This window comes from Rhizobium sp. AP16 (assembly GCF_000281735.1).
Classification (GTDB): Bacteria; Pseudomonadota; Alphaproteobacteria; order Rhizobiales; family Rhizobiaceae; genus Rhizobium; species Rhizobium rhizogenes.
In genome coordinates this window covers 91729-116347 of record NZ_AJVM01000075.1, presented here as the reverse complement: position 1 = coordinate 116347, position 24619 = coordinate 91729, and the positions used below count along the sequence as shown (strand labels likewise).

Sequence of the window (24619 nt, the reverse complement as noted above, 5' to 3'; positions counted from 1 at the left end):
CGGCGGATCAGAGATCCAGGAAGTGCTGGAACACTGCCGACGTGGGATAGGCATAGAAGCCGCGATCCACGAAACCGTGTCTATACAAACAATTTCTCAATGCCAGAATATACAGGGTGCTGTTTGGATCGGGCGATCCCCGACGCCAGGAATAGGCCTCCGGTTCGCAACGGTTCAGCGCCCTGTCATATCGCTCCAGAAGCACGGGATCGCTGTCGGCGCGAATGCCGCCGTGGTATGATTGATAGTTCGAGGGCGCTTCGCCTGCGGAGACGCAAGCCAAGCTCAATAGAGCTCCCAATGCCAACATCATTCTCATCTGCTTTGACCTCTCGCTCATGGCGCCTCGAATGCTCGATCGCGCAGGCTGAGAATAAAGCTCTTTCCTTCAATATCCAATCACATGCTGATGTTCTGCATCAGAACCCATTGCCGGCGGACAGGATCCGCACAATTTCCACCCATGAGCGCTTGACTTCCGCTCGCGCTGTCACACTACTGTTATGCTAAGGCATTGATCGTACGGGAGGACGAGATGGCGATTGTAAAGAAGCAGTTCTATAAAAATCACAAGCCCAACGGTGATGAGTATCTGTTCCATCTCGCCCGTGACACCGACAGCGGCGAGGTCTTCGTCATCCGCCAATCCGATTATGTCGTCGATGGCGGCACCGAGAAGCAGATGACCCTCTATGACTTTCTGGCCGGCGGCGGCAATCGGCAGAATGCGCTTCTGCAACTGATCGGAACGCTTGTGCCGGAGTAGTCCGGCGCCCTGCCCGCGGTCGTATCTGGGCTCTGCGGGTTGACTGCCACATTTCGATCGGCAAACGTGTCCGGGCTTTAAAGGAGCCCGTAACATGCGATTCGCAGGCCTTGCCATTGCTTTGACAGTCATGACCGTTGCCACGAGTGCCGGCGCGCAGAATTTTCCTGGCCCCGGCGTGGCCGTCATCGACGGCAAGTGCTCCAAGCTGGTCGTCGGCAAGCTCGACGCATCCAAAGGCTGCACGCCGCAGATCGCCAGCGTGACTGGACCGGACGGCTCCGTAACCTTTATCTTTTCGGCAGGCGGCAAGATGCTTGGCTTCCAGGGCGACGGACGTGGGATAAAGCCTGGCGCGACCAAGGGAACGATACAATTGCCGATCGACGTCATCTCCACCGGCGCCGGCAACAAGATGGCTGGCCAGGTTGAGGCAAAAGGCGTCTGCACCTTCTCCAACCCCTATTCCGGCAAGCCCGTCGCGTTCCAGTGCTCGGCGAAATCGACCGAACTGAGCTTTACCGGCAGCTTTCTGTCGAACGGCAAGCCGCCGCGCACCAAAAAATAACCGATAGCTTCAGACCGGCCGAACGCATCCCCGTCGAGGAAGGGCGCCTGAAAGCGCCCTTTCCGGATTTTACTGGGAGCCGCCTTTTTTCTTGCCCGCATGATTGGCGTCGCCCGGCGCCTCGCGCGATAGATCCGCGCCGCTGACATGGGCCGGTACGTGGACATCGTCATGCGTCGTTGGCTGCAACGTCAGATCGACATTATGTGGTGGCAGCACCTGCGCCTGGCGCAGGGAGTTCGGACGCGCACGTTTCTGCCGTGCCGTCAGCTCCGGCCTTTGTTCCTTCGCCTTGGGATGAATGGGATGGGGGCTCATGGAGGTTCTCCTTGTCCGCTGTTTTCTGTTCGGCAATGGACATAGCCGTGCCCACCTGAGAGCCAACGTCCCCTTCTCCGTTTGGTTCCGAAATTTCTGGATTATAAGAGACAATAGCATCATGCCTCACGCTCGCCCTTGACCTGCGCCGGAACATCATTAATTATCGGCAATGTTCCGCGCCTTCTGACATCGGCTGCGGACTGAATATGGTGCCGGGCCCCTCTGGCGAGAGTTTTTACGGCGCTCTCGCGATGTCGGTACCGCCTGCAGATGAGCCGGCGGATTTCTTTTCATGAATAGTGTGACCATGCCTTACCCGCATGCCGTATTTGGCACGCGGCTGCGCCTTCGATCCCAATATCTCCCCTTGGTTTGCTGCGAGGTGCGCCCATGACGCAGCCCACCTCCCCCAGATCCGTGCTCGGCTATTTCGGCTGGGCTTTCGCTGTTACAGCCGCCGGCCTCGCCCTCGGCGCGCTGCTGGGCTGGAATGCGACCGGCACGTTCGGCGGCCTCGCGACAGCCTTCTTCATCTGCGCGGTGCTTGCCGTGCTGGAGATATCGCTCTCCTTCGACAACGCCATCGTCAATGCCAACAAACTGAAAGAGATGACGCCGCTCTGGCAGCATCGCTTCCTGACCTGGGGCATCGTCATCGCCGTCTTCGGCATGCGTATCATCTTCCCGCTGGCGATCGTCGCCATCGCGGCTTGGATCAATCCCTGGGAAGCGCTGAAACTCGCGGCCGCCGAGCCGGAGCAGTATGCGCGGATCATGCATGACGCCCATCTGCCTATCGCCGCTTTCGGCGGCACCTTCCTGATGATGGTCGGCCTCACCTATTTCTTCAATCACGAGAAAGATGTGCACTGGATTGCCTTCGTGGAAAAGGCGATGGCGCGTTTCGCCACCATCAAGGGCATCGAGATCGCCTTCGTACTGATCCTCATTCTGGTTTTCTCCTCCCTGCTCGACGGCGAGGATTCAACGACGTTCCTGCATGCCTCCATCTACGGCCTCCTGACCTTCCTGCTGGTGGAAGTCCTGGCCGGCTTTCTCGACGCTTCGCAGAAGACGATGAGTGCTGCCGCCAAGGGTGGCTTCGGCGCCTTCCTTTATCTCGAGGTTCTCGACGCCAGCTTCTCCTTCGATGGCGTCATCGGCGCCTTCGCGCTGACCCAGAACCTCTTCATCATCGCCATCGGCCTCGGCATCGGCGCCATGTATGTGCGCTCCATGACGATCATGCTGGTGGAAAAGGGGACGCTTGCCCACTATCGCTATCTGGAGCACGGCGCCTTCTACGCGATCCTGATCCTCTCGGTGATCATGTACGTCCAGACGCTCATGCATATTCCGGAGGTCATCACCGGCCTTGGCGGCGCCGCCCTGATCGGCATCTCACTGTGGTCGTCTATCCGCTACAATAAGCGCAACGGCGTCCAGCATGGGCCTGCCCATGAAGAACCGGGCGACCGGGCCGAGGCGTAGAGAAGAATATATGACCGTTGCCGCTTGGAGCGGCGACGGTCGCCTCTCGCGGCAAGCAATCCGCCATACGGCTGCCTCCTTTTCGTCGAAACGTAAGCTCTCCGATGAGAGTCTATTAGAATTTCCACACTAAAGTCGATAAAGTTCCCAGTCGACGGCAGATCGCAATGGCGATAAGAGTTGTCGAAGGAACTGTGTCGATAATCCTATAGGTTGCAAACCTTCGCGTAACGCTTGAACAAGTGTCTAGGAGAGAGAAAGAATGGCAGCGAAAATCGTCCCGGTGATCATGGCCGGAGGCAAGGGAACACGGTTATGGCCGCTGTCTCGCGCCTCGGCGCCAAAGCAATTCATTCAGTTCATCGGCGACAGGACGCTCTTTCAGAACACGCTGGAGCGCGTTTCCGATCCCGAGCTTTATGAAGCGCCGATCGTGCTCACCAACGAAGAATTCCGCTTCCTCGTCGCCGAGCAGGCGCGTGAACTCAGCCTGACACTGGCCGCCGTGCTGCTGGAGCCGGTTGCCCGCAACACCGCCGCCGCCGTCGCCGCCGCCGCTGCGCTCGTCACCGAACTCTTCGGCAAGGACGCGACCATGCACGTCCTCGGCTCCGACTACGAGATCGATGCCAACGCGACCTATTACGATTGCGTCCGGATCGCCCGTGACACAGCGCTTCAGGGCAAGCTTGTCACCTTCGGCATTGCACCGACTGAGCCGGCAACCGGCTATGGCTATATCGAAAGCGGCAAGGCGCTGCCGACCGGTGCCCACGTCGTCAAGCGCTTCGTCGAAAAGCCGGTGCTCGAAAAGGCCAAGGAGATGATCGCCAGCGGCGGGTTCTATTGGAACTCCGGCATGTTCATGTTCTCTGCCGCCCAGCTTCTGTCCGAAATCAGCGAATATGCGCCAGAGGTCGAAAAGGCAGCCAGCAAGGCGGTCTCCAAATCGAAGCGCGACCTCGACTTCACCCGCCTGGATGCCGACTCCTTCGCAAAGAGCCCCGATATCTCCATCGACTACGCGCTGATGGAAAAGACGGCGAACGCAGCCGTGGTCCCCTCGCCCTTTACCTGGTCGGATCTCGGAAGCTGGGATTCGGTCTGGAAAGTCGGCAAGCAGGACGACAACGGCAATGTCGCGGCCGGCAGCACGACGCTGATCAACACCAAGAACTCGCTCGTCATGACCCACGGCATCCATCTCGCCGTACAAGGACTAGAGGACGTCGCGGTCATCGCCAGCGAAGACGCCGTCTATGTCGGCCACCTCAAGGACAGCCAGGAAGTCGGCAAGCTGGTCAAGCTGCTGGCGGGTCACAAGGCGACGGCCAAGCTCACCGAAACGCATCCGACATCCTATCGTCCCTGGGGCGGCTATACCTCGGTGCTGAACGGCGAACGCTTCCAGGTGAAACGGATCTTCGTCCTGCCCGGCAAGAAGCTGTCGCTGCAAAAGCATCACCACCGCTCTGAACACTGGATCGTCGTCAAGGGCACGGCGGAAGTGACGGTCGGCGAAAATGTGCAGATGCTGCGCGAGAACGAGTCGATCTATATTCCGCTCGGGGAAGTCCACCGCCTGTCCAACCCCGGCAAGATCCTGCTGGAGCTGATCGAGGTGCAGACGGGCTCCTATCTCGGCGAAGACGACATCATCCGTCTGGTCGATGAATTCGGCAGAAGCTAGCGCATAACCCCTTAAATCGGAATCGATTTAAGGAAAGGATTATGCGCCAGTTCAAAGTGTTACTGCGACCCTAGCGCGTCCGGTTGGACGCGCGGCGCAGTAATGTCTTAGACAGCAATGATTTCAATGCGGCGGGCGAAAGCTCGCCGCTTTTGCTTTCGCATTATACGGGACAGCCCCGATTGACCGCCAAGACGCCTTGCATTCTCTCGCTGCATTGCACACACTGCCACCGGGAACGGCAACTGCCGCACAACGATGCGGGGCTAGGCAAAGAGACAATATGGCGATCAAAGCGAGCATCTATCATCTCACCCATTACAAATACGACAATCCGATCCGCCTTGGCCCCCAAGTCATCCGCCTGAAACCAGCCTCGCATTCCAAAACACGCGTTCTCAGCCACTCGCTGAAGGTCACGCCCTCCAATCACTTCGTCAATCTGCAGCAGGATCCCTACGGCAATTATCTCGCCCGCTTCGTTTTCCCCGATCCGGTGACCGAGTTGAAGATCGAGGTCGATCTCGTTGCCGACATGACGGTCTACAATCCCTTCGATTTCTTCGTCGAGGAAGAGGCCACCAAATGGCCCTTCGACTATCCCGAGACGCTTCGCGAGGATCTGTCGATCTACATGAAGCCGGAGGTGCCGGGACCGCGCCTCGAAGCCTTCCTCGCCACGCTCGACCGCTCCGAGCAGCAGCCCACCGTCGACATGATCGTCGGCATCAATGCGCGGCTGCAGCAGGAGATCGGCTATGTTATCCGCCTGGAAACCGGCGTACAAACGCCGGAGGAAACACTGGAGACGGTCAAAGGCTCCTGTCGCGACACGAGCTGGCTGCTCGTCCAGGTCCTTCGTCATCTGGGTCTCGCCACCCGCTTCGTCTCCGGCTACCTCATTCAGCTCACCCCGGACCTGAAGGCGCTCGACGGCCCCTCGGGCACGGAAGTCGACTTCACCGATCTGCACGCCTGGGTGGAGGTCTATCTTCCCGGCGCCGGCTGGGTCGGCCTGGACCCGACGTCCGGCTTGCTGACCGGCGAGAGCCATATTCCGCTCGCAGCAACCCCGCATTACCGCAACGCCGCCCCGATCTCCGGCGGCTATTTCGGCGAAGCCAACACTGAATTCGACTTCGCGATGAAGGTCACCCGCGTTGCCGAGCATCCGCGCATCACCAAGCCTTTCTCCGACGAAAGCTGGGATGCCCTGAATGCGCTCGGCGAAGAGGTCGACCGCGTCCTGCAAAGCGACGACGTACGCCTGACCATGGGCGGCGAGCCGACCTTCATCTCGATCGACGACTTCGAAGCTGAAGAATGGAACACCACCGCCGTTGGCCCGACCAAGCGCGACCGGGCAGATCAGCTGATCCGCCGCCTGCGCGATCGCTTCGCGCCCGGCGGCTTCCTGCACTATGGCCAAGGGAAATGGTATCCGGGCGAAAGCCTGCCGCGCTGGACCTTCTCGCTCTACTGGCGCAAGGACGGCAAGCCCGTCTGGCAGAACCCCGCCCTGATCGCGCAAGAAACCGCCAAAACCGGCGCCAGCGTGGAGGATGCCGGAAAGCTTCTGAGCGCAATTGCCAAGGAACTGGCGATCGAGCCCGACATGGTGCTGCCGGCCTATGAGGACCCGGCCGAATGGATCATCAAGGAAGGCAGCCTGCCGGAAAACGTCGATCCCTCCAATTCGAAACTCAAAGACCCCGAGGAGCGCAGCCGCATCGCCCGCGTCTTCGAGCGCGGCCTGACAACGGCGACCGGCTATGTCCTCCCCGTACAGGCCTGGAATGCGCGCGCCGCAGGCACGCGCTGGGTGAGCGAAAAGTGGAGCACGCGCCGCGGCAAGATCTATCTGATGCCGGGTGATTCGCCGATCGGCTACCGCCTGCCGCTCGGCACCCTGCCTTACGTGCCGCCGTCCCGTTACCCCTATATCCACACCGTCGACCCCTCCATCCCGCGCACGCCCTTGCCGGATGTCATCGTGCCCGCCGGCCGGGCAATGCCGGAGGCTTCGTTCCAGGCCGATGAAAGCGGGCAATCGCGCGTCGAACAGAAACTTGGCGATATCCGAGGCGCGGTCCGCACCGCCATCTCGGTCGAGCCGCGCGACGGCCGGCTCTGCGTCTTCATGCCGCCGACCGAAAGCATCGAGCAGTATCTCGAACTGCTGGCTGCTGCCGAAAATGCGGCGTCGGAACTCGGGCTGCCGGTGCATATCGAAGGCTATTCGCCGCCTCAGGACGAACGCATCAACGTGATCCGCGTCGCCCCCGATCCCGGCGTGATCGAAGTCAATATTCACCCGGCATCAAACTGGCAGGACTGCGTTGACATCACCACGGCGGTCTATGAAGAGGCTCGGCTGACGCGCCTCGGCACCGACAAGTTCCTGATCGACGGCCGCCACACCGGCACCGGCGGCGGTAACCATGTCGTCGTCGGCGGCGCCAATCCGGGCGACAGCCCCTTCCTGCGCCGCCCGGACCTGCTGAAGAGCCTGGTGCTGCATTGGCAGCGGCATCCGGCACTCTCCTACCTTTTCTCCGGTCTGTTCATTGGCCCGACCAGCCAGGCCCCGCGCTTCGACGAGGCGCGTCACGACAGCCTCTACGAGCTGGAAATCGCGATGGCCCAGGTGCCGGCCCCCGGCCAGGGCATCCCGCCCCTGCCATGGCTCGTCGACCGCCTGTTCCGCAATCTCCTGACCGACGTCAGCGGCAACACCCATCGCTCGGAAATCTGCATCGACAAGCTGTTTTCGCCGGATGGACCGACGGGCCGCCTCGGCCTGGTGGAATTCCGAGGCTTCGAAATGCCGCCGAATGCCCGCATGAGCCTTGCCCAGCAATTGCTGGTCCGCGCCCTCATCGCCCGCTTCTGGCGCAACCCGATCGACGGCAATTTCGTCCGCTGGGGCACGGCGCTGCACGACCGTTTCATGCTGCCGCACTATATCTGGCAGGATTTTCTCGATGTGCTCGCGGATCTCCGGCAAAACGGCTTCGACCTTCGCCCCGAATGGTTCCAGGCCCAGCTCGAATTCCGCTTCCCCTTCTGCGGCGAAGTCGAATACGAGGGCAGCAAGCTGGAACTGCGCCAGGCGCTCGAGCCGTGGCATGTCATGGGTGAAGAAGGCGCAGTCGGCGGCACCGTCCGTTATGTTGACTCATCATTGGAGCGGTTGCAGGTTCGGCTCGAAACCAACAATCCGGCGCGCTACACTGTTGCCTGCAACGGTCGCGCCATGCCGCTGACGCCGACGGGCGCCTCCGGCGTTTCGGTTGCCGGCGTCCGTTACAAGGCCTGGCACCCGGCTTCCGGCCTGCATCCTGTCTTGCCGATCAATACGCCACTGACCTTCGATATTTATGATACATGGTCCAAACGTTCGATCGGCGGCTGCATCTACCATGTTGCCCATCCGGGCGGCCGGAACTATGACACCTTCCCCGTCAATGGCAACGAGGCAGAAGCGCGGCGCTTGGCGCGATTCGAGCCTTGGGGACATACGGCGGGCGATTATACTCTGCGGACGGAAACGGTGTCGGGCGAATTTCCGCTGACGCTCGATCTCAGGCGGCCGATAGGAGTTTGAAACAGGAATAAGCATGCGCAAAAAACCCGCGACGAAACGGCGTGATGAGGTAAAGGCTGGCATCGGTAACGATCCGGCCTTTGCCTATTCGGCCCTGGCTGGCGTCGCCGACGAGATGGTTGACAATACCGGAGCGGTGCGCCCGGTGTGGCAGAACCTGCTCGCTGCGCTCAGCCGTATGCCGGAACAGGAGCTGCTGGAGCGCTTCGCCCGCGCCGACCGCTACCTGCGCGACGCCGGCGTCTTCTACCGCGCCTATGGTGCAAAGGGCCTCAGCGAGCGCAACTGGCCGATTTCGCATATTCCCGTGCTGATCGACGAGCGCGAATGGCAGACGCTGTCGGAAGGGCTTTGCCAGCGCGCCGACCTGCTCGAAGAAGTGATCGCCGATATTTATGGCGACAACCGGCTGGTGCAGGAAGGTCTGCTGCCGCCGGCGCTGGTCGGCGGCAATCCGGAATTCCTGCGGCCACTTGCCGGCATCAAGCCCGCGGGCGGGCACTATCTGCATTTCCTTGCCTTCGAGATCGGCCGCGGCCCTGATGGCAACTGGTGGGTACTTGCCGACCGCGCCCAGGCGCCGTCGGGTGCAGGCTTCGCTCTGGAAACCCGCGTCGCCACCACCCGCGCCTTTTCCGACATCTACGCCGAAACCAAAGTGCATCGCCTCGCCTCCTTCTTCGGCGCTTTCCGCGATACGCTTCAGGGCGCAAAGCGCGGCGCGACGGACCGTATCGCCGTTCTGACGCCGGGGCCGGCCAACGAGACCTATTACGAGCACGCCTATATCGCCCGCTATCTCGGCTTCATGCTGCTCGAGGGCGAGGATATCACCGTCGTCAATGACCAGCTCATGGTCCGCACCGTCGCGGGGCTGAGGCCGATCAGCGTGCTCTGGCGCCGCCTTGACGCATCTTACGCGGACCCGCTGGAGCTCAACCAGCAATCCCACATCGGCACGCCGGGCCTGGTCGAGGCGCTTAGGGCGCAAACCGTCACCATCGTCAACGCGCTCGGCTCCGGCATTCTCGAAACCCGCGCGCTGCTCGCCTTCATGCCCACCATCTGTCGGCATCTGCGCGGCGAAGAGCTGAAACTGCCGTCGATCGCCACCTGGTGGTGCGGACAGAAGGCCGAACGCGAGCATGTCGCCAAGCACATCGAAAAGATGGTGATCGGCCCGGCCTATTCCTGCATGCCCTTCTTCGACGACAGCGGCCAATCCGTGCTGGGGTCGACGCTGCGCACCACCGCCAAGGAATCGATTACTGACTGGCTGGTGAAGGACGGCCAGAAGCTCGTTGGCCAGGAGGTCGTCACGCTCTCAACGACACCCGCCTGGGTGAACGGCAAGCTGATCCCACGACCGATGAGCCTGCGCGTCTTTGCCGCCCGCACCGAAAAGGGCTGGCAGATCATGCCCGGCGGCTTTGCTCGCATCGGCAGCGGCGACGATGTCGCCGCCATCGCCATGCAGGCCGGCGGTTCGGCCGCCGACGTCTGGATCGTCTCCGACAAGCCGGTCGAGCGCCACACGTTGCTGCCGGCCGAAGAGACCTTTACCCGCAACATGCCCGGCAGCCTGCCGAGCCGTGCCGCCGACAATCTCTTCTGGCTCGGCCGCTACATCGAGCGCGCCGAAGGGGCACTGCGCATCCTGCGTGCCTGGCACGCGCGCTTTGCCGAATCGGCCGACCCCACCCAGCCGCTGCTCGCCGATGTCAGCGCCTATCTCGGGGCGGTCGACATCGACACCGAGGAGGCCGTGCCGGAAAGCCTGCTGCGCAACATCGAAAGCGCCGTCTATTCCGCCAGCAACATTCGCGACCGCTTTTCGCCGGACGGCTGGCTGGCGCTGAACGATCTCGCCAAGACCGCCCGCCGCTTCCACGAAACGGTCAAGCCCGGCGACGACGCCAGCCATGCCATGACCATCCTGTTGCGCAAGCTCGCGGGCTTTGCCGGTCTCGTGCACGAAAACATGTACCGCTTCACCGGCTGGCGCTTCCTGTCGCTCGGTCGCTATATCGAGCGCGGGCTGCACATGACGCGCCTGCTCGGCCATATGTCCGGCCCGGAAGCGCCCGACGGCGCGCTCGACATGCTGCTCGAAATCGGCGACAGCGTCATGACCCATCGCCGCCGCTACAACGTCAATACGGCGCGGCTGACGGTGACCGATCTGCTGGCGCTCGATCCGCTCAACCCGCGCTCGATCCTGTTCCAGATGAACGAGATCCACCGCGAAGTGGAGCAATTGCCGAACGCCTTCGTCAACGGCCAGATGTCGCCCTTCTACCGCGAAGCCATGCGGCTGCATTCGGGCCTAGCCGTCATGACCCCGGAAACAATGAACGATGAGGTCTATCAGCGGCTGGAACAGGAGCTGGAACGGCTCTCCGACCTTCTGGCCCAGACCTATCTCGGATGATGTGATGCTTTACGACCTGTCGCTGCACATGGGCTATATCTACGACGTGCCGGCCAGCGGCGCGCGCCATATCATGCGCCTGCTGCCGCTGTCGCTTGACAACCGCCAGCGCCTGATTGCCGGCTCGCTGAAAATCTCGCCGCATCCCGACGAGCAATCGAACTTCACCGATTTTTTCCAGCATCCTACGACCTCGATCCTGGTGCGCAATCACCATGAGAAGCTGGATATCCGCATGCAGGCGCGGGTGCAGGTGGAGAGCCAGCCCGTCGCCGCCGACTTCTCGCCCGTGCTGGCCAAGCTGCCGGACGAGATCAGCGACTGCTGGACGGTCGACTCGTCCTCGCCGCATCACTTCCTAGGCATCAGTCCTCGCCTGCCGGAAACACCCGAAATCGCCGATTATGCCCGGCAATGGGCAACGACCAATCTGACGGTCATGCAGATCGCCCATGCCGTCTGCACCCAGATCCACAAGGATTTCACCTACGACGCCAAGGCGACGACGGTGGAGACCACGCCGAAGGAGGCATTCCGCCTGAAACGCGGCGTCTGCCAGGATTTCACGCATGTGATGATCATCGCGCTGCGCAGCCTCGGCATTCCCGCCGGCTATGTCAGCGGTTTCCTGCGCACCATCCCGCCGCCGGGCAAGGAGCGGCTGGAAGGCGCCGACGCCATGCATGCCTGGGTGCGCGTCTGGTGCGGCGAAACGGCGGGCTGGATCGAGCTCGACCCGACCAACAACATCCCCGCCGGCACCGACCATATCGTCGTCGCCTATGGCCGCGACTACTCTGACGTCGCCCCCGTCATCGGCGTGCTGAAAAGTTATGGCAGCCAGAAGACGGTCCAGGCCGTGGATGTTATTCCACTAAAGCAGCATTAATTACGCCAGTCGCTAAAAGTCGAACGATCATCTAAACGCCGAGCTTAGATTTCTCGCCGATATTTGCCACCATTCTGAGGCTATTACTTCGTTGGGGCGAACGTGATGATCAATGGTTCGGGTAAATTTCGCAGTCTTCTACAACTTATACACGATCGCGCAGGAAATTTCGGCATCCTGACCGCGATTGCCATTCCGGTCGTGGCAGCGACGGCGGGTGTCGCTGTCGATGTCACCAACATGACCGTCTCCAACAGCCAGCTGCAGCAGGCGACGGATGCGGCGGCCCTTGCAACGGCAACGGCGCTTGCCAATGGCAATGCGACGACAAGCAACGCTCAACAATTGGCGACCCAATTCGTGACCGGGCAGATGTCGAACTACCTTTCAGGCGATACGAATACCGCCGATGCCCTGAAAGCCGGGACCACAGCCAACGTGACGTCAGCCACAAACTCGGCCGGCGGCACCAGCTACACCGTCGCCGTCAACGCCTCGTATGACATGTCGGTCAACGGCATGAGCCAGTTGCTGGGTATAAAGACAATGCATGTGTCGGCCGCCAGCACATCGACCAGCGGGAGCGCGACGGCAGCTAAGCAGGCTGCGCTTTCCATGGAGATTGCGCTCGACAAATCCGGATCCATGTTGCTGAATACCGATGTTATCGATACGAGCCAGAAGAGCTGCACCCAATATTACACCGAAGGTAATTACCTCTATCAATACCCAAAGGCAAAAAGCCCCTGCTATATTAAGAAAATAGCAGCTCTGAAGACTGCGGTCGGCACTCTGCTCGATCAATTGGATAGCGCCGATCCCAAGTCGCAATATGTCCGTACGGCCGCCATTGCCTGGAGCAGCGAAGTCGACAGTTCCAGCGCTCTTGCTTGGGGAACGACAGCAACGCGCTCCAATGTCATTAGCGGCTTGAACGCCAATGGCGGCACCGAGTCGAGCGCTCCAATGGCGCTGGCCTATAAGAACGTTTCGGCATCTTCGGAAGCAACTGCCCAAGCGGCGAAGGGCAACACGACTTTTCAGAAGATCATCGTACTGATGACGGACGGCGAAAACAACGCGACTAGCTCCGACACAAAGACTTTGGCCACATGCAAGGCCGCTAAAGATGCCGGCGTTCTCATCTATTCCGTCGCCTTCATGGCACCAGACCGTGGGCAAACTCTGCTGAAGAACTGCGCCTCAAGCCCCAGCAACTATTTCGACGCACAACAAATGTCCGATCTCATCGCCGCCTTCAAAACCATTGGCAATCAAGCATCGAAGCAAATCACCCTTCTGACCAAATAAAGTCCGGCGCCGGGCATACCGGCCACCCCGGATAGACCACAAATACACACAAATACAAAAGCCGCTCCAGATCGTTCCGGAGCGGCTTTTTCTCGTCAGTCAATCCAGCGATAAGAGCTGGAAAAACAACCGAAATCAAGTCTTTTCGCTGCCTCTGGAAGGCTGGCCCGCTATTTTCACCTCCGTCCGAATTCACCTGTTGCAACAACTTTACATCGGTGCGTAAACTGCTAGTTAGACGAGATGGCAATTTGGTTTACTCAGGCATAACATCCTGAATATAAATCACAAATGGCGAGAGTTGATAGTATGAATAGCTTGACGAAGGCCAATCTCCCCGCCCCAGCTCCCCGTAGTTCCCGCCCTGAAATCCTCGCGGAGGAAATCATCGAGCGCCTGACCTATCGTATCGGCAAGGACGCGAAAGTCGCCAAGCCGCATGATTGGCTGACAGCAACCATCCTCGTCATCCGCGACCGCGTCATCGACAAATGGATGGAATCGACCCGCAGGGCCTACGAGACCAACGCCAAGCGCGTCTACTATCTATCACTCGAATTCCTCATCGGCCGCCTGATGCGCGATGCGGTCTCCAACCTCGGCCTGATGGAGGAGATCACCAACGCACTCACCTCGCTCGGCGTCGATATTCGCGTCATCGCCGGCCTTGAGCCCGATGCGGCGCTCGGCAATGGTGGCCTTGGCCGTCTCGCCGCCTGCTTCATGGAATCGATGGCGACTGTCGAGGTCCCGGCCTATGGCTACGGCATTCGCTACGTCCACGGCCTCTTCCGCCAGCAAATGGCCGACGGCTGGCAGGTGGAGCTGCCGGAAACCTGGCTCGCCCACGGCAACCCATGGGAATTCGAACGTCGGGAAAGCGCCTATGAAATCGGCTTCGGCGGCGCCGTCGAAACCGTCGGCGGTCACGACGACCAGCCCCGCTATGTCTGGAAGCCGGCCGAACGCGTTATCGCCGCCGCCTTCGACACGCCCGTCGTCGGCTGGCGCGGCAACCGCGTCAACACGCTGCGCCTCTGGTCGGCCCAGCCGATCGACCCGATCCTGCTCGACGCCTTCAACGCCGGCGACCATATCGGCGCGCTTCGCGAAAGCAACAAGGCCGAAAGCCTGACCCGCGTCCTCTATCCGGCCGATGCGACGCCCGCCGGCCAGGAGCTGCGCCTGCGCCAGGAATTCTTCTTCTCCTCCGCTTCACTGCAGGACATCCTGCGCCGCCATCTGCAACAATATGACGACCTGAACAATCTGGCCGACAAGGTCGCGATCCAGCTCAACGACACCCACCCGGCCGTCTCCATCGCCGAAATGATGCGCCTGCTGGTCGACGTTCACGGCATGGAATTCGAACAAGCCTGGGATATCACCCGCAATACCTTCGGCTACACCAACCACACGCTTCTGCCCGAGGCGCTGGAAAGCTGGCCGGTACCGCTGTTCGAACGGCTGCTGCCGCGGCACATGCAGATCATCTATACGATCAACGCCAAGATCCTGCTCGAGGCCCGCAAGACCCGCAATTTCAGCGACGGCGAAATCCGCTCGATCTCGCTGATCGACGAGAACGGCGACCGGCGCGTGCGTATGGGCAATCTCGCCTTCGTCGGCTCTCACTCGATCAACGGCGTTTCGGCACTGCATACCGACCTGATGAAGGTCACTGTGTTTGCCGACCTGCACAAGCTCTATCCGGACCGCATCAACAACAAGACCAACGGCATCACGCCGCGCCGCTGGCTGATGCAGTGTAATCCGGGCCTCACCGGCCTCATCCGCGAGACTATCGGCGACGAGTTCCTCGACGACGCCGAAAAGCTGAAGCCGCTCGACAAGTTCGCCCGCGACAGCGCCTTCCAGGAAAAATTCGCCGCCATCAAACGCGCCAACAAGGTGCAGCTTTCCAATCTGGTCGCCAGCCGCATGGGCATCAAGCTCGATCCCAACGCGATGTTCGACATCCAGATCAAGCGCATCCACGAATACAAGCGCCAGCTTCTCAACATCATCGAGACGGTGGCACTCTACGACCAGATCCGCTCGCATCCGGAGCTGGACTGGCAGCCGCGCGTAAAACTCTTCGCGGGCAAGGCGGCACCGAGCTATCACAACGCCAAGCTGATCATCAAGCTGATCAACGACGTCGCCCGCGTCATCAACAATGACCCGTCGGTGCGCGGCCTGCTGAAGGTCGTCTTCGTGCCGAACTACAACGTCTCGCTCGCTGAAATCATGGTTCCGGCCGCCGACCTCTCCGAGCAGATCTCGACCGCCGGCATGGAAGCATCCGGCACCGGCAACATGAAATTCGGCCTCAACGGCGCACTGACCATCGGCACACTCGACGGCGCCAATGTCGAGATGCGCGACAATGTCGGCGAGGACAATATCGTCATCTTCGGCCTGACGGCCGACGAAGTCGCCAATCTGCGTAGCGACGGCCACGATCCCCGCGCCGTTATCGCGCGCTCGCGCGAGCTGGCGCAGGCGCTCGATGCCATCGCTTCCGGCGTATTCTCTCCGGATGACCGCACCCGCTATGCCGGCCTCATCGACGGTATCTACACCCACGACTGGTTCATGGTCGCGGCCGATTTCGATGCCTATGCAGCAGCCCAGCGCGAGGTCGACACCCTCTGGGCCAAGCCCTCCGAATGGTACACCAAGACGATCAACAACACCGCTCGCATGGGCTGGTTCTCCTCCGATCGGACGATCCGTCAATATGCCAAGGAAATTTGGAGAGCCGGATGAAGAAGCCGAAAAGACCCGTTGACGGCATAGCCTTGAGGGACATTTCGGCAGACGAGATTGCTGCAATTCTCGCAGGCACCCATTCCGATCCGTTCGCCGTTCTCGGCGTGCACAAGACGGAAGACGGCTTCATCGCCCGTTGTTTCATTCTGGGCGCCGAAGCCGTCACCGCCATGGCGCTCGACGGCACCGTCATCGGCGAACTGGATTGCCTCGACCCGGCCGGCTTCTTTGCCGGCAACGTCAAAATCACCAAGCTGCAGCCGGTCCGGTATCGCGCCCGGCGCGGCGACGTCGAATGGGCGGTGACGGACCCCTATAGCTTCGGTCCGGTCCTTGGCCCGATGGATGACTATTTCCTGCGTGAAGGCACGCATCTGCGCCTGTTCGACAAGATGGGCGCGCATCCTCTGAAGCACGAGGGCGTGCAGGGCTTTCACTTCGCCGTCTGGGCGCCGAATGCGCAGCGCGTTTCGGTGGTCGGCGATTTCAACGGCTGGGACGGCCGCCGGCATGTCATGCGCTTTCGCTCCGACGCCGGTATCTGGGAGATCTTCGCGCCGGATGTTCCCGCCGGCATTGCCTACAAGTTCGAAATCCGTGGCCATGATGGCGTGTTGCTGCCGCTGAAGGCCGATCCCTTCGCCCGCCGCAGCGAACTTCGCCCGAAGACCGCCTCGGTCACCGCCAACGAGATGACCCAGGTCTGGGAGGACACGGCCCATCGCGAGCATTGGGCAAGCGTCGATCAGCGCCGCCAGCCGATCTCAATCTATGAGGTGCATGCCGGCTCCTGGCAGCGCCGCGACGACGGATCGATGCTATCCTGGGACGAGCTTGCCTCGCGCCTCATCCCCTATTGCGTCGACATGGGCTTCACCCATATCGAGCTCATGCCGATCACCGAGCATCCCTATGATCCGTCCTGGGGCTATCAGACCACCGGCCTCTATGCGCCGACGGCCCGCTTCGGCGAACCGGAAGGCTTTGCGCGCTTCGTCAACGGCTGTCACAAGGTCGGCATCGGCGTCCTTCTTGACTGGGTACCGGCGCATTTCCCGACCGACGAACACGGTCTGCGCCGGTTCGACGGCACTGCCCTTTACGAGCATGAAGACCCACGCAAGGGCTTTCATCCCGACTGGAACACGGCGATCTACAATTTCGGCCGTACCGAAGTGCTCGCCTACTTGCAGAACAACGCGCTCTACTGGGCCGAGAAATTCCATCTCGACGGCGTGCGCGTCGATGCCGTCGCCTCGATGCTCTACCTCGACTATTCCCGCAAGCACGGCGAATGGATCCCGAACGAGTATGGCGGCAACGAGAACCTGGAAGCCGTTCGCTTCCTGCAATCGATGAACAGCAGGCTCTATGGCGCCCATCCCGGCGTCATGACCATTGCCGAGGAATCGACCTCCTGGCCGAAGGTGTCCCAGCCTGTCCACGAAGGCGGCCTCGGCTTCGGTTTCAAGTGGAACATGGGCTTCATGCATGACACGCTGAGCTATCTTGCCCGCGACCACGTTCACCGCAAGTATCACCACAACGAGCTGACCTTCGGCCTGATCTACGCCTTCTCGGAAAACTTCGTCCTGCCGCTCTCCCATGACGAAGTGGTGCACGGCAAGGGATCGCTGATCGCCAAGATGGCGGGCGACGACTGGCAGAAGTTCGCCAATCTGCGCGCCTACTATGCCTTCATGTGGGGTTATCCCGGCAAGAAGCTGTTGTTCATGGGCCAGGAATTCGCGCAGTGGAGCGAGTGGAGCGAGGAGCGCGCGCTGGACTGGAACCTGCTGCAATACCGCATGCATGAGGGCATGCGGCGACTGGTGCGCGATCTCAACTTTACCTACCGCAGCAAGCCGGCCTTGCATGCCCGCGACTGCGAGGGTGAAGGTTTCGAATGGCTGATCGTCGACGATTTCGAAAACTCGGTCTTTGCCTGGCTGCGCAAGGCGCCCGGCGAAAAGCCGGTGGCGGTCATCACCAATTTCACGCCGGTCTACCGGGAGAACTACGCTTTGCGCCTGCCGGCTGAGGGACGGTGGCGCGAAATACTGAATACCGATGCCGACATTTATGGCGGCAGCGGCAAGGGGAATGGCGGGCGCGTGCAGGCCGTCAGCGCCGGCGGCAGCATACATGCAACAATAACGCTGCCGCCGCTGGCAACCATCATGCTCGAACCGGAATTTTAAGACCATTACGGACAGGGAGGAATGAAATGGTAGAAAAACGCTTTCAGCCGCTGGCGCGCGACGCCATGGCCTACGTTCTTGCCGGGGGCCGTGGCAGCCGCCTGAAGGAACTGACCGACCGCCGCGCCAAGCCGGCCGTCTATTTCGGCGGCAAGACCCGCATCATCGATTTTGCGCTCTCGAACGCACTTAATTCCGGTATCCGGCGCATCGGCGTGGCGACCCAGTACAAGGCGCACTCGCTGATCCGTCACATGCAGCGCGGCTGGAACTTCTTCCGCCCGGAGCGAAACGAAAGCTTCGATATCCTGCCCGCCTCCCAGCGCGTTTCCGAAACGCAATGGTATGAAGGCACGGCCGACGCCGTTTACCAGAACATCGACATCATCGAGCCCTATGGCCCGGAATACATGGTCATCCTTGCCGGTGACCATATCTACAAGATGGACTATGAGTGGATGCTGCAGCAGCACGTCGATTCCGGTGCCGAAGTCACCATCGGCTGCCTGGAAGTGCCGCGCATGGAAGCCGTCGGCTTCGGTGTTATGCATGTCGACGAGAAGGACCAGATCATCGACTTCGTCGAGAAGCCGGCCGACCCGCCCGGCATTCCCGGCAATCCGGATTTCGCGCTGGCCTCGATGGGCATCTATGTCTTCCACACCAAATTCCTGATCGAATGCCTGAAGCGCGATGCGGCCGACCCGAACTCCAGCCGCGACTTCGGCAAGGATATCATCCCCTACATCGTCAAGAACGGCAAAGCCGTCGCCCACCGCTTCGCGCAGTCCTGCGTTCGCTCCGATTTCGAGCGCGAAGCCTATTGGCGCGACGTCGGTACGATCGATGCCTACTGGCAGGCCAATATCGACCTGACCGCCGTGGTGCCCGAACTCGACATCTACGACAAGTCCTGGCCGATCTGGACCTATGCGGAAATCAGCCCGCCGGCCAAGTTCGTCCATGACGACGAGAACCGCCGTGGTTCCGCCGTCTCCTCCGTCGTTGCCGGCGATTGCATCATCTCCGGCGCCAGCCTGTCGAACAGCCTGCTGTTTACCGGCGTGCGTGCCAACTCCTATTCCAAGCTGGAAGGAGCCGTGGTGCTGCCGAGCGTCAAGGTCGGTCGTCACGCTCAGTTGAAGAATGTCGTCATCGACCACGGCGTCAATATCCCGGAAGGCCTGGTGGTCGGCGAGGATCCGCAACTCGACGCCAAGCGTTTCCGCCGAACGGAAAGCGGTATCTGCCTGATCACGCAGACGATGATCGACAAGCTGGATATCTGACAGATGAAAGTTCTTTCGGTTTCATCCGAAGTCTTCCCTTTGATCAAGACAGGGGGCCTGGCCGATGTGGCCGGTGCCCTGCCTGGCGCGCTTAATCCTCATGGTATCGAAACGAAGACCCTGATCCCCGGTTATCCCGCGGTCATGAAGGTCATCCGCAATCCGGTGGCCCGCCTCGAATTCGCCGACCTGCTCGGCGAAAAGGCGACGGTCTTCGAAGTCGAGCACAGCGGCGTGTCCTTCCTCGTGCTCGACGCCCCGGCCTATTACAACCGCACCGGCGGCCCCTATGTCGACGCCACCGGCAAGGATTATCCCGATAACTGGCAGCGTTTTGCCGCCCTGTCGCTTGCCGGCGCGGAAATTGCCGCCGGCCAGATGCCCGGCTGGCAGCCGGATCTGGTGCATGTGCACGACTGGCAATCGGCCCTGGTGCCGGTCTACATGCGCTACGCGCCGACGCCGGAGCTGCCGAGCGTGCTCACCATCCACAACATCGCCTTCCAGGGCCAGTTCGGCCCCAGCATCTTCCCCGGCCTGCGCCTGCCCGCACATGCCTACTCCATGCAAGGCGTCGAATATTACGGCGATATCGGTTTCCTGAAGGGCGGCCTGCAGACGGCCCATGCGCTGACGACCGTCAGCCCTTCCTATGCCGGGGAGATCCTGACGCCGGAATTCGGCATGGGGCTGGAAGGGGTCATCGCCAGCCGCGCCGCCAGCCTCCACGGAATCGTCAACGGCATCGACGACGGCATCTGGAACCCCGAAACCGATCCGATGATCGCCCGGACCTATGGGGCCTCGACGCTGAAGGACCGCGCCATCAATCGCAAGCAGGTGGTCGAACATTTCGGCCTGGACGACGATGACGGCCCGATTTTCTGCGTCGTCAGCCGGCTGACCTGGCAGAAGGGCATGGACCTGCTCGCCAGCATTTCCAGCGAGATCGTCGCCATGGGCGGCAAGCTCGCCATTCTCGGGGCCGGCGATGCCGCCCTCGAAGGCGCGCTCTTTGCCGCCGCCGGTCGCCATCGCGGCCGCGTCGGCGTTTCCGCCGGCTACAACGAAGCGATGTCGCATCTGATGCAGGCCGGTAGCGACGCCATCATCATTCCCTCCCGCTTCGAACCCTGTGGCCTCACGCAACTTTATGGTTTAAGATATGGCTGCGTGCCAATCGTTGCGCGTACAGGTGGTCTCAACGATACGATCATCGACGCCAACCATGCCGCGCTGCAGGCGAAGGTCGCAACCGGCATTCAATTTTCGCCCGTCACCGCCGAAGGACTACTGCAAGCCATCCGCCGCGCCATATACCTTTTCCAGGACCGAAAGGTCTGGACGCAGATGCAAAAGCAGGGCATGAAATCCGACGTATCCTGGGGTAAGAGCGCAGAACGCTACGCGGCTCTCTACTTCAGACTTGTCTCGAGAGGCGCTTAACCCGATGATTAAAACCGTTACCACCACCCCCTTTGCCGATCAGAAGCCTGGTACGTCAGGCCTTCGGAAGAAGGTTCCGGTATTCCAGCAACCGAACTATGCCGAGAACTTCATCCAGTCGATCTTCGATTCGCTCGAAGGCTATCACGGCAAGTGCCTGGTCATCGGCGGCGATGGCCGATACTACAATCGCGAAGTCATCCAGAAGGCCATCAAGATGGCCGCTGCCAACGGCTTCGGCAAGGTCATGGTTGGTAAGGGCGGCATCCTCTCGACGCCCGCGGCCTCACATATCATCCGCAAATACAAGGCGTTCGGCGGCATCATATTGTCGGCCAGCCACAATCCCGGCGGCCCGACCGAAGACTTCGGCATCAAGTACAATATCAGCAATGGCGGCCCGGCGCCGGAAAAGATCACCGACGCGATCTACGAGCGCTCCAAGGTCATCGATAGCTACAAGATCGCCGATTTCCCCGACATCAATCTCGATCGCATCGCGCGTGAGGATGTCGGCGGCATGATCGTCTCGGTCATCGATCCGGTCGAGGACTATGCAGCCCTTATGGAAGAGCTGTTCGATTTCGGCGCCATCCGCAACCTCATCAGCCTCGGCTTCCGCCTCAACTTCGACGCGATGAGTGCTGTAACCGGCCCCTATGCCAAGGAAATCTTCGAAATCCGTCTCGGCGCGCCGGATGGCTCGGTACGCAATTTCCTGCCGCTGCCCGATTTCGGCGGCCATCACCCCGACCCGAACCTCGTCCATTGCAAAGAGCTCTATGACGAGATGATGGGAGACGATGCGCCCGATTTCGGCGCGGCATCGGACGGCGACGGCGACCGCAACCTGATCATCGGCAAGGGCATCTACGTCACGCCCTCGGACAGCCTGGCGATCCTTGCCGCCAACGCCAATCTCGCGCCTGGCTATTCGAGCGGGCTTACCGGCATCGCCCGTTCCATGCCGACCAGCGGCGCCGCCGACCGTGTCGCCGAAAAGCGTGGCATCGGCATGTATGAAACCCCGACCGGCTGGAAATTCTTCGGCAACCTGCTCGACGCCGGCATGGCGACGATCTGTGGTGAGGAAAGCTCCGGCACCGGCTCGAACCATGTCCGCGAAAAGGACGGCCTCTGGGCCGTGCTGCTCTGGCTCAACATCCTCGCAGTGCGCGGCGAAAGTGTCATCGACATCGTCACCCAGCATTGGGCGACCTATGGCCGCAACTATTATTCGCGCCATGATTATGAAGGCGTCGACACCGATGCCGCCAACGGCCTGATCGACGCGCTGCGCGAGAAGTTGCCGACGCTGCCCGGCACGAAATACGGCGATCTCACCGTTTCCGCCGCCGACGACTTCGCCTACCACGATCCGGTCGACAAGTCCGTCAGCCAGCATCAGGGCATCCGCATCCTGTTCGAGGGCGGCTCCCGCGTCGTCTTCCGCCTGTCCGGCACCGGCACGACGGGCGCGACCCTGCGCGTCTATATCGAGCGCTACGAGCCCGATTCGACCCGCCACAACATCGAGACGCAGGAAGCTCTGGCCGACCTGATCGACGCCGCCCAGGCGATCGCCGACATCAAGGGCCGCACCGGCCGTGACGCGCCGACGGTCATTACCTAACAACAAAACACCTTCTCCCCGCAAATGCGGGGAGAAGGTGGCCAGACGCTGCTGCACGAAGTGAGGCGGCGACTGGTCGGATGAGAGGCTTTCTCAAAATTCGCCACGGCGGCACAGTTTGCCGAAGGCTCCGCCCCTCACCCTAGCCCTCTCCCAGCCCTTCGATAAATTCAGGAGAGGGGGAAGGGAACGATCTCAAGCCATCCGGAGAGCCCGCGAGACATGTCAGAGCCCGCCACCCGCTCCCTTGGCGCCACCCTCACCGACGACGGCGTGGAATTCGCGGTCTGGTCCAAACATGCCGACAGGATCGAGCTCTGCCTGTTCGATGCCGAAGGCAAAAAGGAGATTGCGCGCCTGCCTCTGGCGCGTGAAGGCGAAGAGCATCGCCTGTTTGTGGAGGGCATCAAGGCCGGCGCGCGCTACGGCTTTCGCGCACATGGCACCTATGATCCCGACCAGGGCCTGTGGTTCGATCCTTCCAAGCTGCTGGTCGATCCCTATGCCAAGGAGCTCGATCGGTCGTTTCACTACGATCCGCGTCTCGGCACATTCGGCGAGGATACGCAGGATCTCATGCCGAAGGCGATCGTCTCGTGCGATGTCGCGGTCAAGCCGGCCAAGCCGCTGTTCCAGCCGGGCGGCCTGATCTACGAAATCGCCGTCAAGCCTTTTACCATGCTGCATCCGGACGTGCCGGCGGAAAAGCGCGGCACGCTGGCCGCCCTCGCCCATCCCGCCGTTATCGCCCATTTGAAGCGCCTGCATGTCGACGCGGTCGAGCTGATGCCGATCACCGCATGGATCGACGAGCGGCATCTGCCGCCGCTTGGCCTCACCAATGGCTGGGGCTACAATCCCGTCGCCTTCATGGCGCTCGACCCGCGTCTCGTGCCCGGCGGCGTGACGGAGCTGCGCGAGACGGTCGCCGCCCTTCATGCCGAGGGCATCGCCGTCATCCTCGATCTCGTTTTCAACCACACAGGTGAGAGCGATCGCCAAGGCCCGACTCTGTCTTTGCGCGGCCTCGACAACCTCACCTATTTCCGCCATCTGCCAAATCAGCTAGGCACACTCGTCAACGACACCGGCACAGGCAATACCGTTGCCTGCGACCAGTCGGCGACGCGCCGGCTCATCATCGACAGCCTGCGCCATTTCGTCCTTCACGCCGGCATTGACGGCTTTCGCTTCGACCTCGCCACCGTCCTCGGCCGTACGCCTAGGGGTTTCGACCCCGAAAGCCTGACCCTGCGCTCGCTGTTTGCCGACGAGGTGCTTCAGGATCGCATCATGATCGCCGAGCCCTGGGATATCGGCCCCGGCGGCTACCAGCTCGGCAATTTTCCGGCCCCCTTCCTCGAATGGAACGACCGCGCCCGCGACGACCTGCGCTGCTTCTGGCGCGGCGACGGCGGCAAGACTGGCGACATCGCCACCATCCTTGCCGGCTCGTCCTCCGTCTTCGGCCGCGACGGCCGAACCCAGACGCGCAGCGTCAACTTCCTCGCCGCCCATGACGGCTTCACCCTGATGGACATCGTCTCCTACGAGAACAAGCACAACGAGGCGAACGGCGAGAACAATCGCGACGGCCACAACGAGAACCTCTCCTGGAACAATGGCGTCGAGGGCAAGACAGACGATACGGCCATTCTCAGCAAGCGCCGCACCGACATCGAGGCCATGCTCTCGACGCTCTTTGCCACGCGCGGCACGATCATGTTGACGGCTGGCGACGAGGGCGGCCGCACGCAGCGCGGCAACAACAATGCCTATTGCCAGGACAATGATATCACCTGGATGGACTGGGCAGCACTGGACGAAGAACTGATCGACCACACTGCCTGGCTCGCCAGCCTCCGCCGCCGCTTCAGTGCTTTCAGCGACATGGAGTTTTTCAACGGCAAGGGCGACGTGTTCTGGTTTTCCGCCGAGGGCACCGCGATGACGGTGTCTGATTGGGAGCGGCCGGATGCCGGCCTGTTCGGCATGGCGATCGACACCGAGGACCGCGACAGCAGCAGGAAGACGCGTCTCGCAATACTGCTCAACCGCGGACATCAGGAACAGCGCTTCAAGCTACCGGCGTCAGGCCAAGGTGGCTGGTCGCTACTAACCCCGCAGGGGGCGACGGCAGTTCAAAACGAAATCATGGTATCGGCACGCTCCGTCAGCTTCCTCATCGAAAACTGATTTCC

Annotated in this window: 16 protein-coding genes; 14 read left to right on the top strand and 2 right to left on the bottom strand. The window is 61.3% G+C overall.

The window, feature by feature from the left end:
• Positions 1-7: 7 nt before the first annotated feature.
• Complete coding sequence (locus PMI03_RS31225; RefSeq protein WP_007701009.1) at positions 8-319, bottom strand: hypothetical protein; 312 nt, start codon at positions 317-319, stop codon at positions 8-10.
• A gap of 216 nt (positions 320-535) precedes the next feature.
• Here PMI03_RS31225 and PMI03_RS26360 point away from each other — a divergent pair, with 216 nt between their 5' ends.
• Both PMI03_RS26360 and PMI03_RS26355 read left to right on the top strand, forming a co-directional pair.
• The gene (locus PMI03_RS26360; protein WP_007701007.1) at positions 536-766 is read left to right on the top strand and encodes a hypothetical protein; all 231 of its coding nucleotides are present in this window, start codon (positions 536-538) and stop codon (positions 764-766) included.
• A 94-nt stretch (positions 767-860) separates the two neighbouring features.
• Complete coding sequence (locus PMI03_RS26355) at positions 861-1334, top strand: hypothetical protein (RefSeq protein ID WP_007701003.1); 474 nt, start codon at positions 861-863, stop codon at positions 1332-1334.
• Between the two features lie 69 nt (positions 1335-1403).
• Here PMI03_RS26355 and PMI03_RS26350 read toward each other — a convergent pair whose 3' ends face one another.
• Positions 1404-1652: a hypothetical protein gene (locus PMI03_RS26350; protein WP_007701000.1), complete on the bottom strand. Its 249-nt coding sequence runs from the start codon at positions 1650-1652 to the stop codon at positions 1404-1406.
• A gap of 393 nt (positions 1653-2045) precedes the next feature.
• Between PMI03_RS26350 and PMI03_RS26345 the strand changes: the two genes are divergently transcribed.
• The 12 genes from PMI03_RS26345 to glgX all read left to right on the top strand — a co-directional run bounded on the left by PMI03_RS26345 (position 2046) and on the right by glgX (position 24614).
• Positions 2046-3146, top strand: coding sequence for a DUF475 domain-containing protein (locus tag PMI03_RS26345; RefSeq protein ID WP_007700997.1), 1101 nt, complete (start codon positions 2046-2048; stop codon positions 3144-3146).
• A 262-nt stretch (positions 3147-3408) separates the two neighbouring features.
• A complete protein-coding gene (locus PMI03_RS26340; RefSeq protein WP_007700994.1) occupies positions 3409-4836 on the top strand; it encodes a mannose-1-phosphate guanylyltransferase/mannose-6-phosphate isomerase in 1428 nt (475 codons plus the stop codon).
• Positions 4837-5119: 283 nt separating this feature from the next.
• Positions 5120-8443, top strand: a complete 3324-nt coding sequence (locus tag PMI03_RS26335; RefSeq protein ID WP_007700988.1) for a DUF2126 domain-containing protein — start codon at positions 5120-5122, stop codon at positions 8441-8443.
• Positions 8444-8456: 13 nt separating this feature from the next.
• The gene (locus PMI03_RS26330; RefSeq protein WP_007700984.1) at positions 8457-10874 is read left to right on the top strand and encodes a circularly permuted type 2 ATP-grasp protein; all 2418 of its coding nucleotides are present in this window, start codon (positions 8457-8459) and stop codon (positions 10872-10874) included.
• Between the two features lie 4 nt (positions 10875-10878).
• The gene (locus PMI03_RS26325; RefSeq protein ID WP_007700981.1) at positions 10879-11763 is read left to right on the top strand and encodes a transglutaminase family protein; all 885 of its coding nucleotides are present in this window, start codon (positions 10879-10881) and stop codon (positions 11761-11763) included.
• A 105-nt stretch (positions 11764-11868) separates the two neighbouring features.
• Entirely contained in the window at positions 11869-13074 is a 1206-nt protein-coding gene (locus PMI03_RS26320; RefSeq protein ID WP_007700978.1) for a VWA domain-containing protein, read from the top strand.
• A 309-nt stretch (positions 13075-13383) separates the two neighbouring features.
• The gene (locus PMI03_RS26315; RefSeq protein WP_007700975.1) at positions 13384-15846 is read left to right on the top strand and encodes a glycogen/starch/alpha-glucan phosphorylase; all 2463 of its coding nucleotides are present in this window, start codon (positions 13384-13386) and stop codon (positions 15844-15846) included.
• The gene (gene glgB, locus PMI03_RS26310) at positions 15843-18050 is read left to right on the top strand and encodes a 1,4-alpha-glucan branching protein GlgB (protein ID WP_007700971.1); all 2208 of its coding nucleotides are present in this window, start codon (positions 15843-15845) and stop codon (positions 18048-18050) included. The genes PMI03_RS26315 and glgB overlap by 4 nt, the downstream gene beginning before the upstream one ends.
• Before the next feature lie 26 nt (positions 18051-18076).
• Positions 18077-19339, top strand: coding sequence for a glucose-1-phosphate adenylyltransferase (gene glgC, locus PMI03_RS26305; protein ID WP_007700968.1), 1263 nt, complete (start codon positions 18077-18079; stop codon positions 19337-19339).
• Positions 19340-19342: 3 nt separating this feature from the next.
• Positions 19343-20785, top strand: a complete 1443-nt coding sequence (gene glgA, locus PMI03_RS26300) for a glycogen synthase GlgA (RefSeq protein WP_007700965.1) — start codon at positions 19343-19345, stop codon at positions 20783-20785.
• A 4-nt stretch (positions 20786-20789) separates the two neighbouring features.
• Positions 20790-22418, top strand: a complete 1629-nt coding sequence (locus tag PMI03_RS26295; RefSeq protein WP_007700962.1) for an alpha-D-glucose phosphate-specific phosphoglucomutase — start codon at positions 20790-20792, stop codon at positions 22416-22418.
• Positions 22419-22640: 222 nt separating this feature from the next.
• Complete coding sequence (glgX, locus tag PMI03_RS26290) at positions 22641-24614, top strand: glycogen debranching protein GlgX (RefSeq protein ID WP_007700959.1); 1974 nt, start codon at positions 22641-22643, stop codon at positions 24612-24614.
• Positions 24615-24619 lie beyond the last annotated feature (5 nt).

Bases quoted from the DNA above. Each gene is read 5' to 3' on its own strand.
- PMI03_RS26330 (WP_007700984.1), top strand. From the start codon at position 8,457: ATGCGCAAAAAACCCGCGACGAAACGGCGTGATGAGGTAAAGGCTGGC.
- PMI03_RS26315 (WP_007700975.1), top strand. From the start codon at position 13,384: ATGAATAGCTTGACGAAGGCCAATCTCCCCGCCCCAGCTCCCCGTAGT.
- PMI03_RS26355 (WP_007701003.1), top strand. From the start codon at position 861: ATGCGATTCGCAGGCCTTGCCATTGCTTTGACAGTCATGACCGTTGCC.
- PMI03_RS26345 (WP_007700997.1), top strand. From the start codon at position 2,046: ATGACGCAGCCCACCTCCCCCAGATCCGTGCTCGGCTATTTCGGCTGG.
- glgC (WP_007700968.1), top strand. From the start codon at position 18,077: ATGGTAGAAAAACGCTTTCAGCCGCTGGCGCGCGACGCCATGGCCTAC.
- glgB (WP_007700971.1), top strand. From the start codon at position 15,843: ATGAAGAAGCCGAAAAGACCCGTTGACGGCATAGCCTTGAGGGACATT.
- PMI03_RS26360 (WP_007701007.1), top strand. From the start codon at position 536: ATGGCGATTGTAAAGAAGCAGTTCTATAAAAATCACAAGCCCAACGGT.
- PMI03_RS26340 (WP_007700994.1), top strand. From the start codon at position 3,409: ATGGCAGCGAAAATCGTCCCGGTGATCATGGCCGGAGGCAAGGGAACA.
- glgA (WP_007700965.1), top strand. From the start codon at position 19,343: ATGAAAGTTCTTTCGGTTTCATCCGAAGTCTTCCCTTTGATCAAGACA.
- glgX (WP_007700959.1), top strand. From the start codon at position 22,641: ATGTCAGAGCCCGCCACCCGCTCCCTTGGCGCCACCCTCACCGACGAC.
- PMI03_RS26295 (WP_007700962.1), top strand. From the start codon at position 20,790: ATGATTAAAACCGTTACCACCACCCCCTTTGCCGATCAGAAGCCTGGT.
- PMI03_RS31225 (WP_007701009.1), bottom strand. From the start codon at position 319: ATGAGAATGATGTTGGCATTGGGAGCTCTATTGAGCTTGGCTTGCGTC.
- PMI03_RS26325 (WP_007700981.1), top strand. From the start codon at position 10,879: ATGCTTTACGACCTGTCGCTGCACATGGGCTATATCTACGACGTGCCG.
- PMI03_RS26335 (WP_007700988.1), top strand. From the start codon at position 5,120: ATGGCGATCAAAGCGAGCATCTATCATCTCACCCATTACAAATACGAC.
- PMI03_RS26320 (WP_007700978.1), top strand. From the start codon at position 11,869: ATGATCAATGGTTCGGGTAAATTTCGCAGTCTTCTACAACTTATACAC.
- PMI03_RS26350 (WP_007701000.1), bottom strand. From the start codon at position 1,652: ATGAGCCCCCATCCCATTCATCCCAAGGCGAAGGAACAAAGGCCGGAG.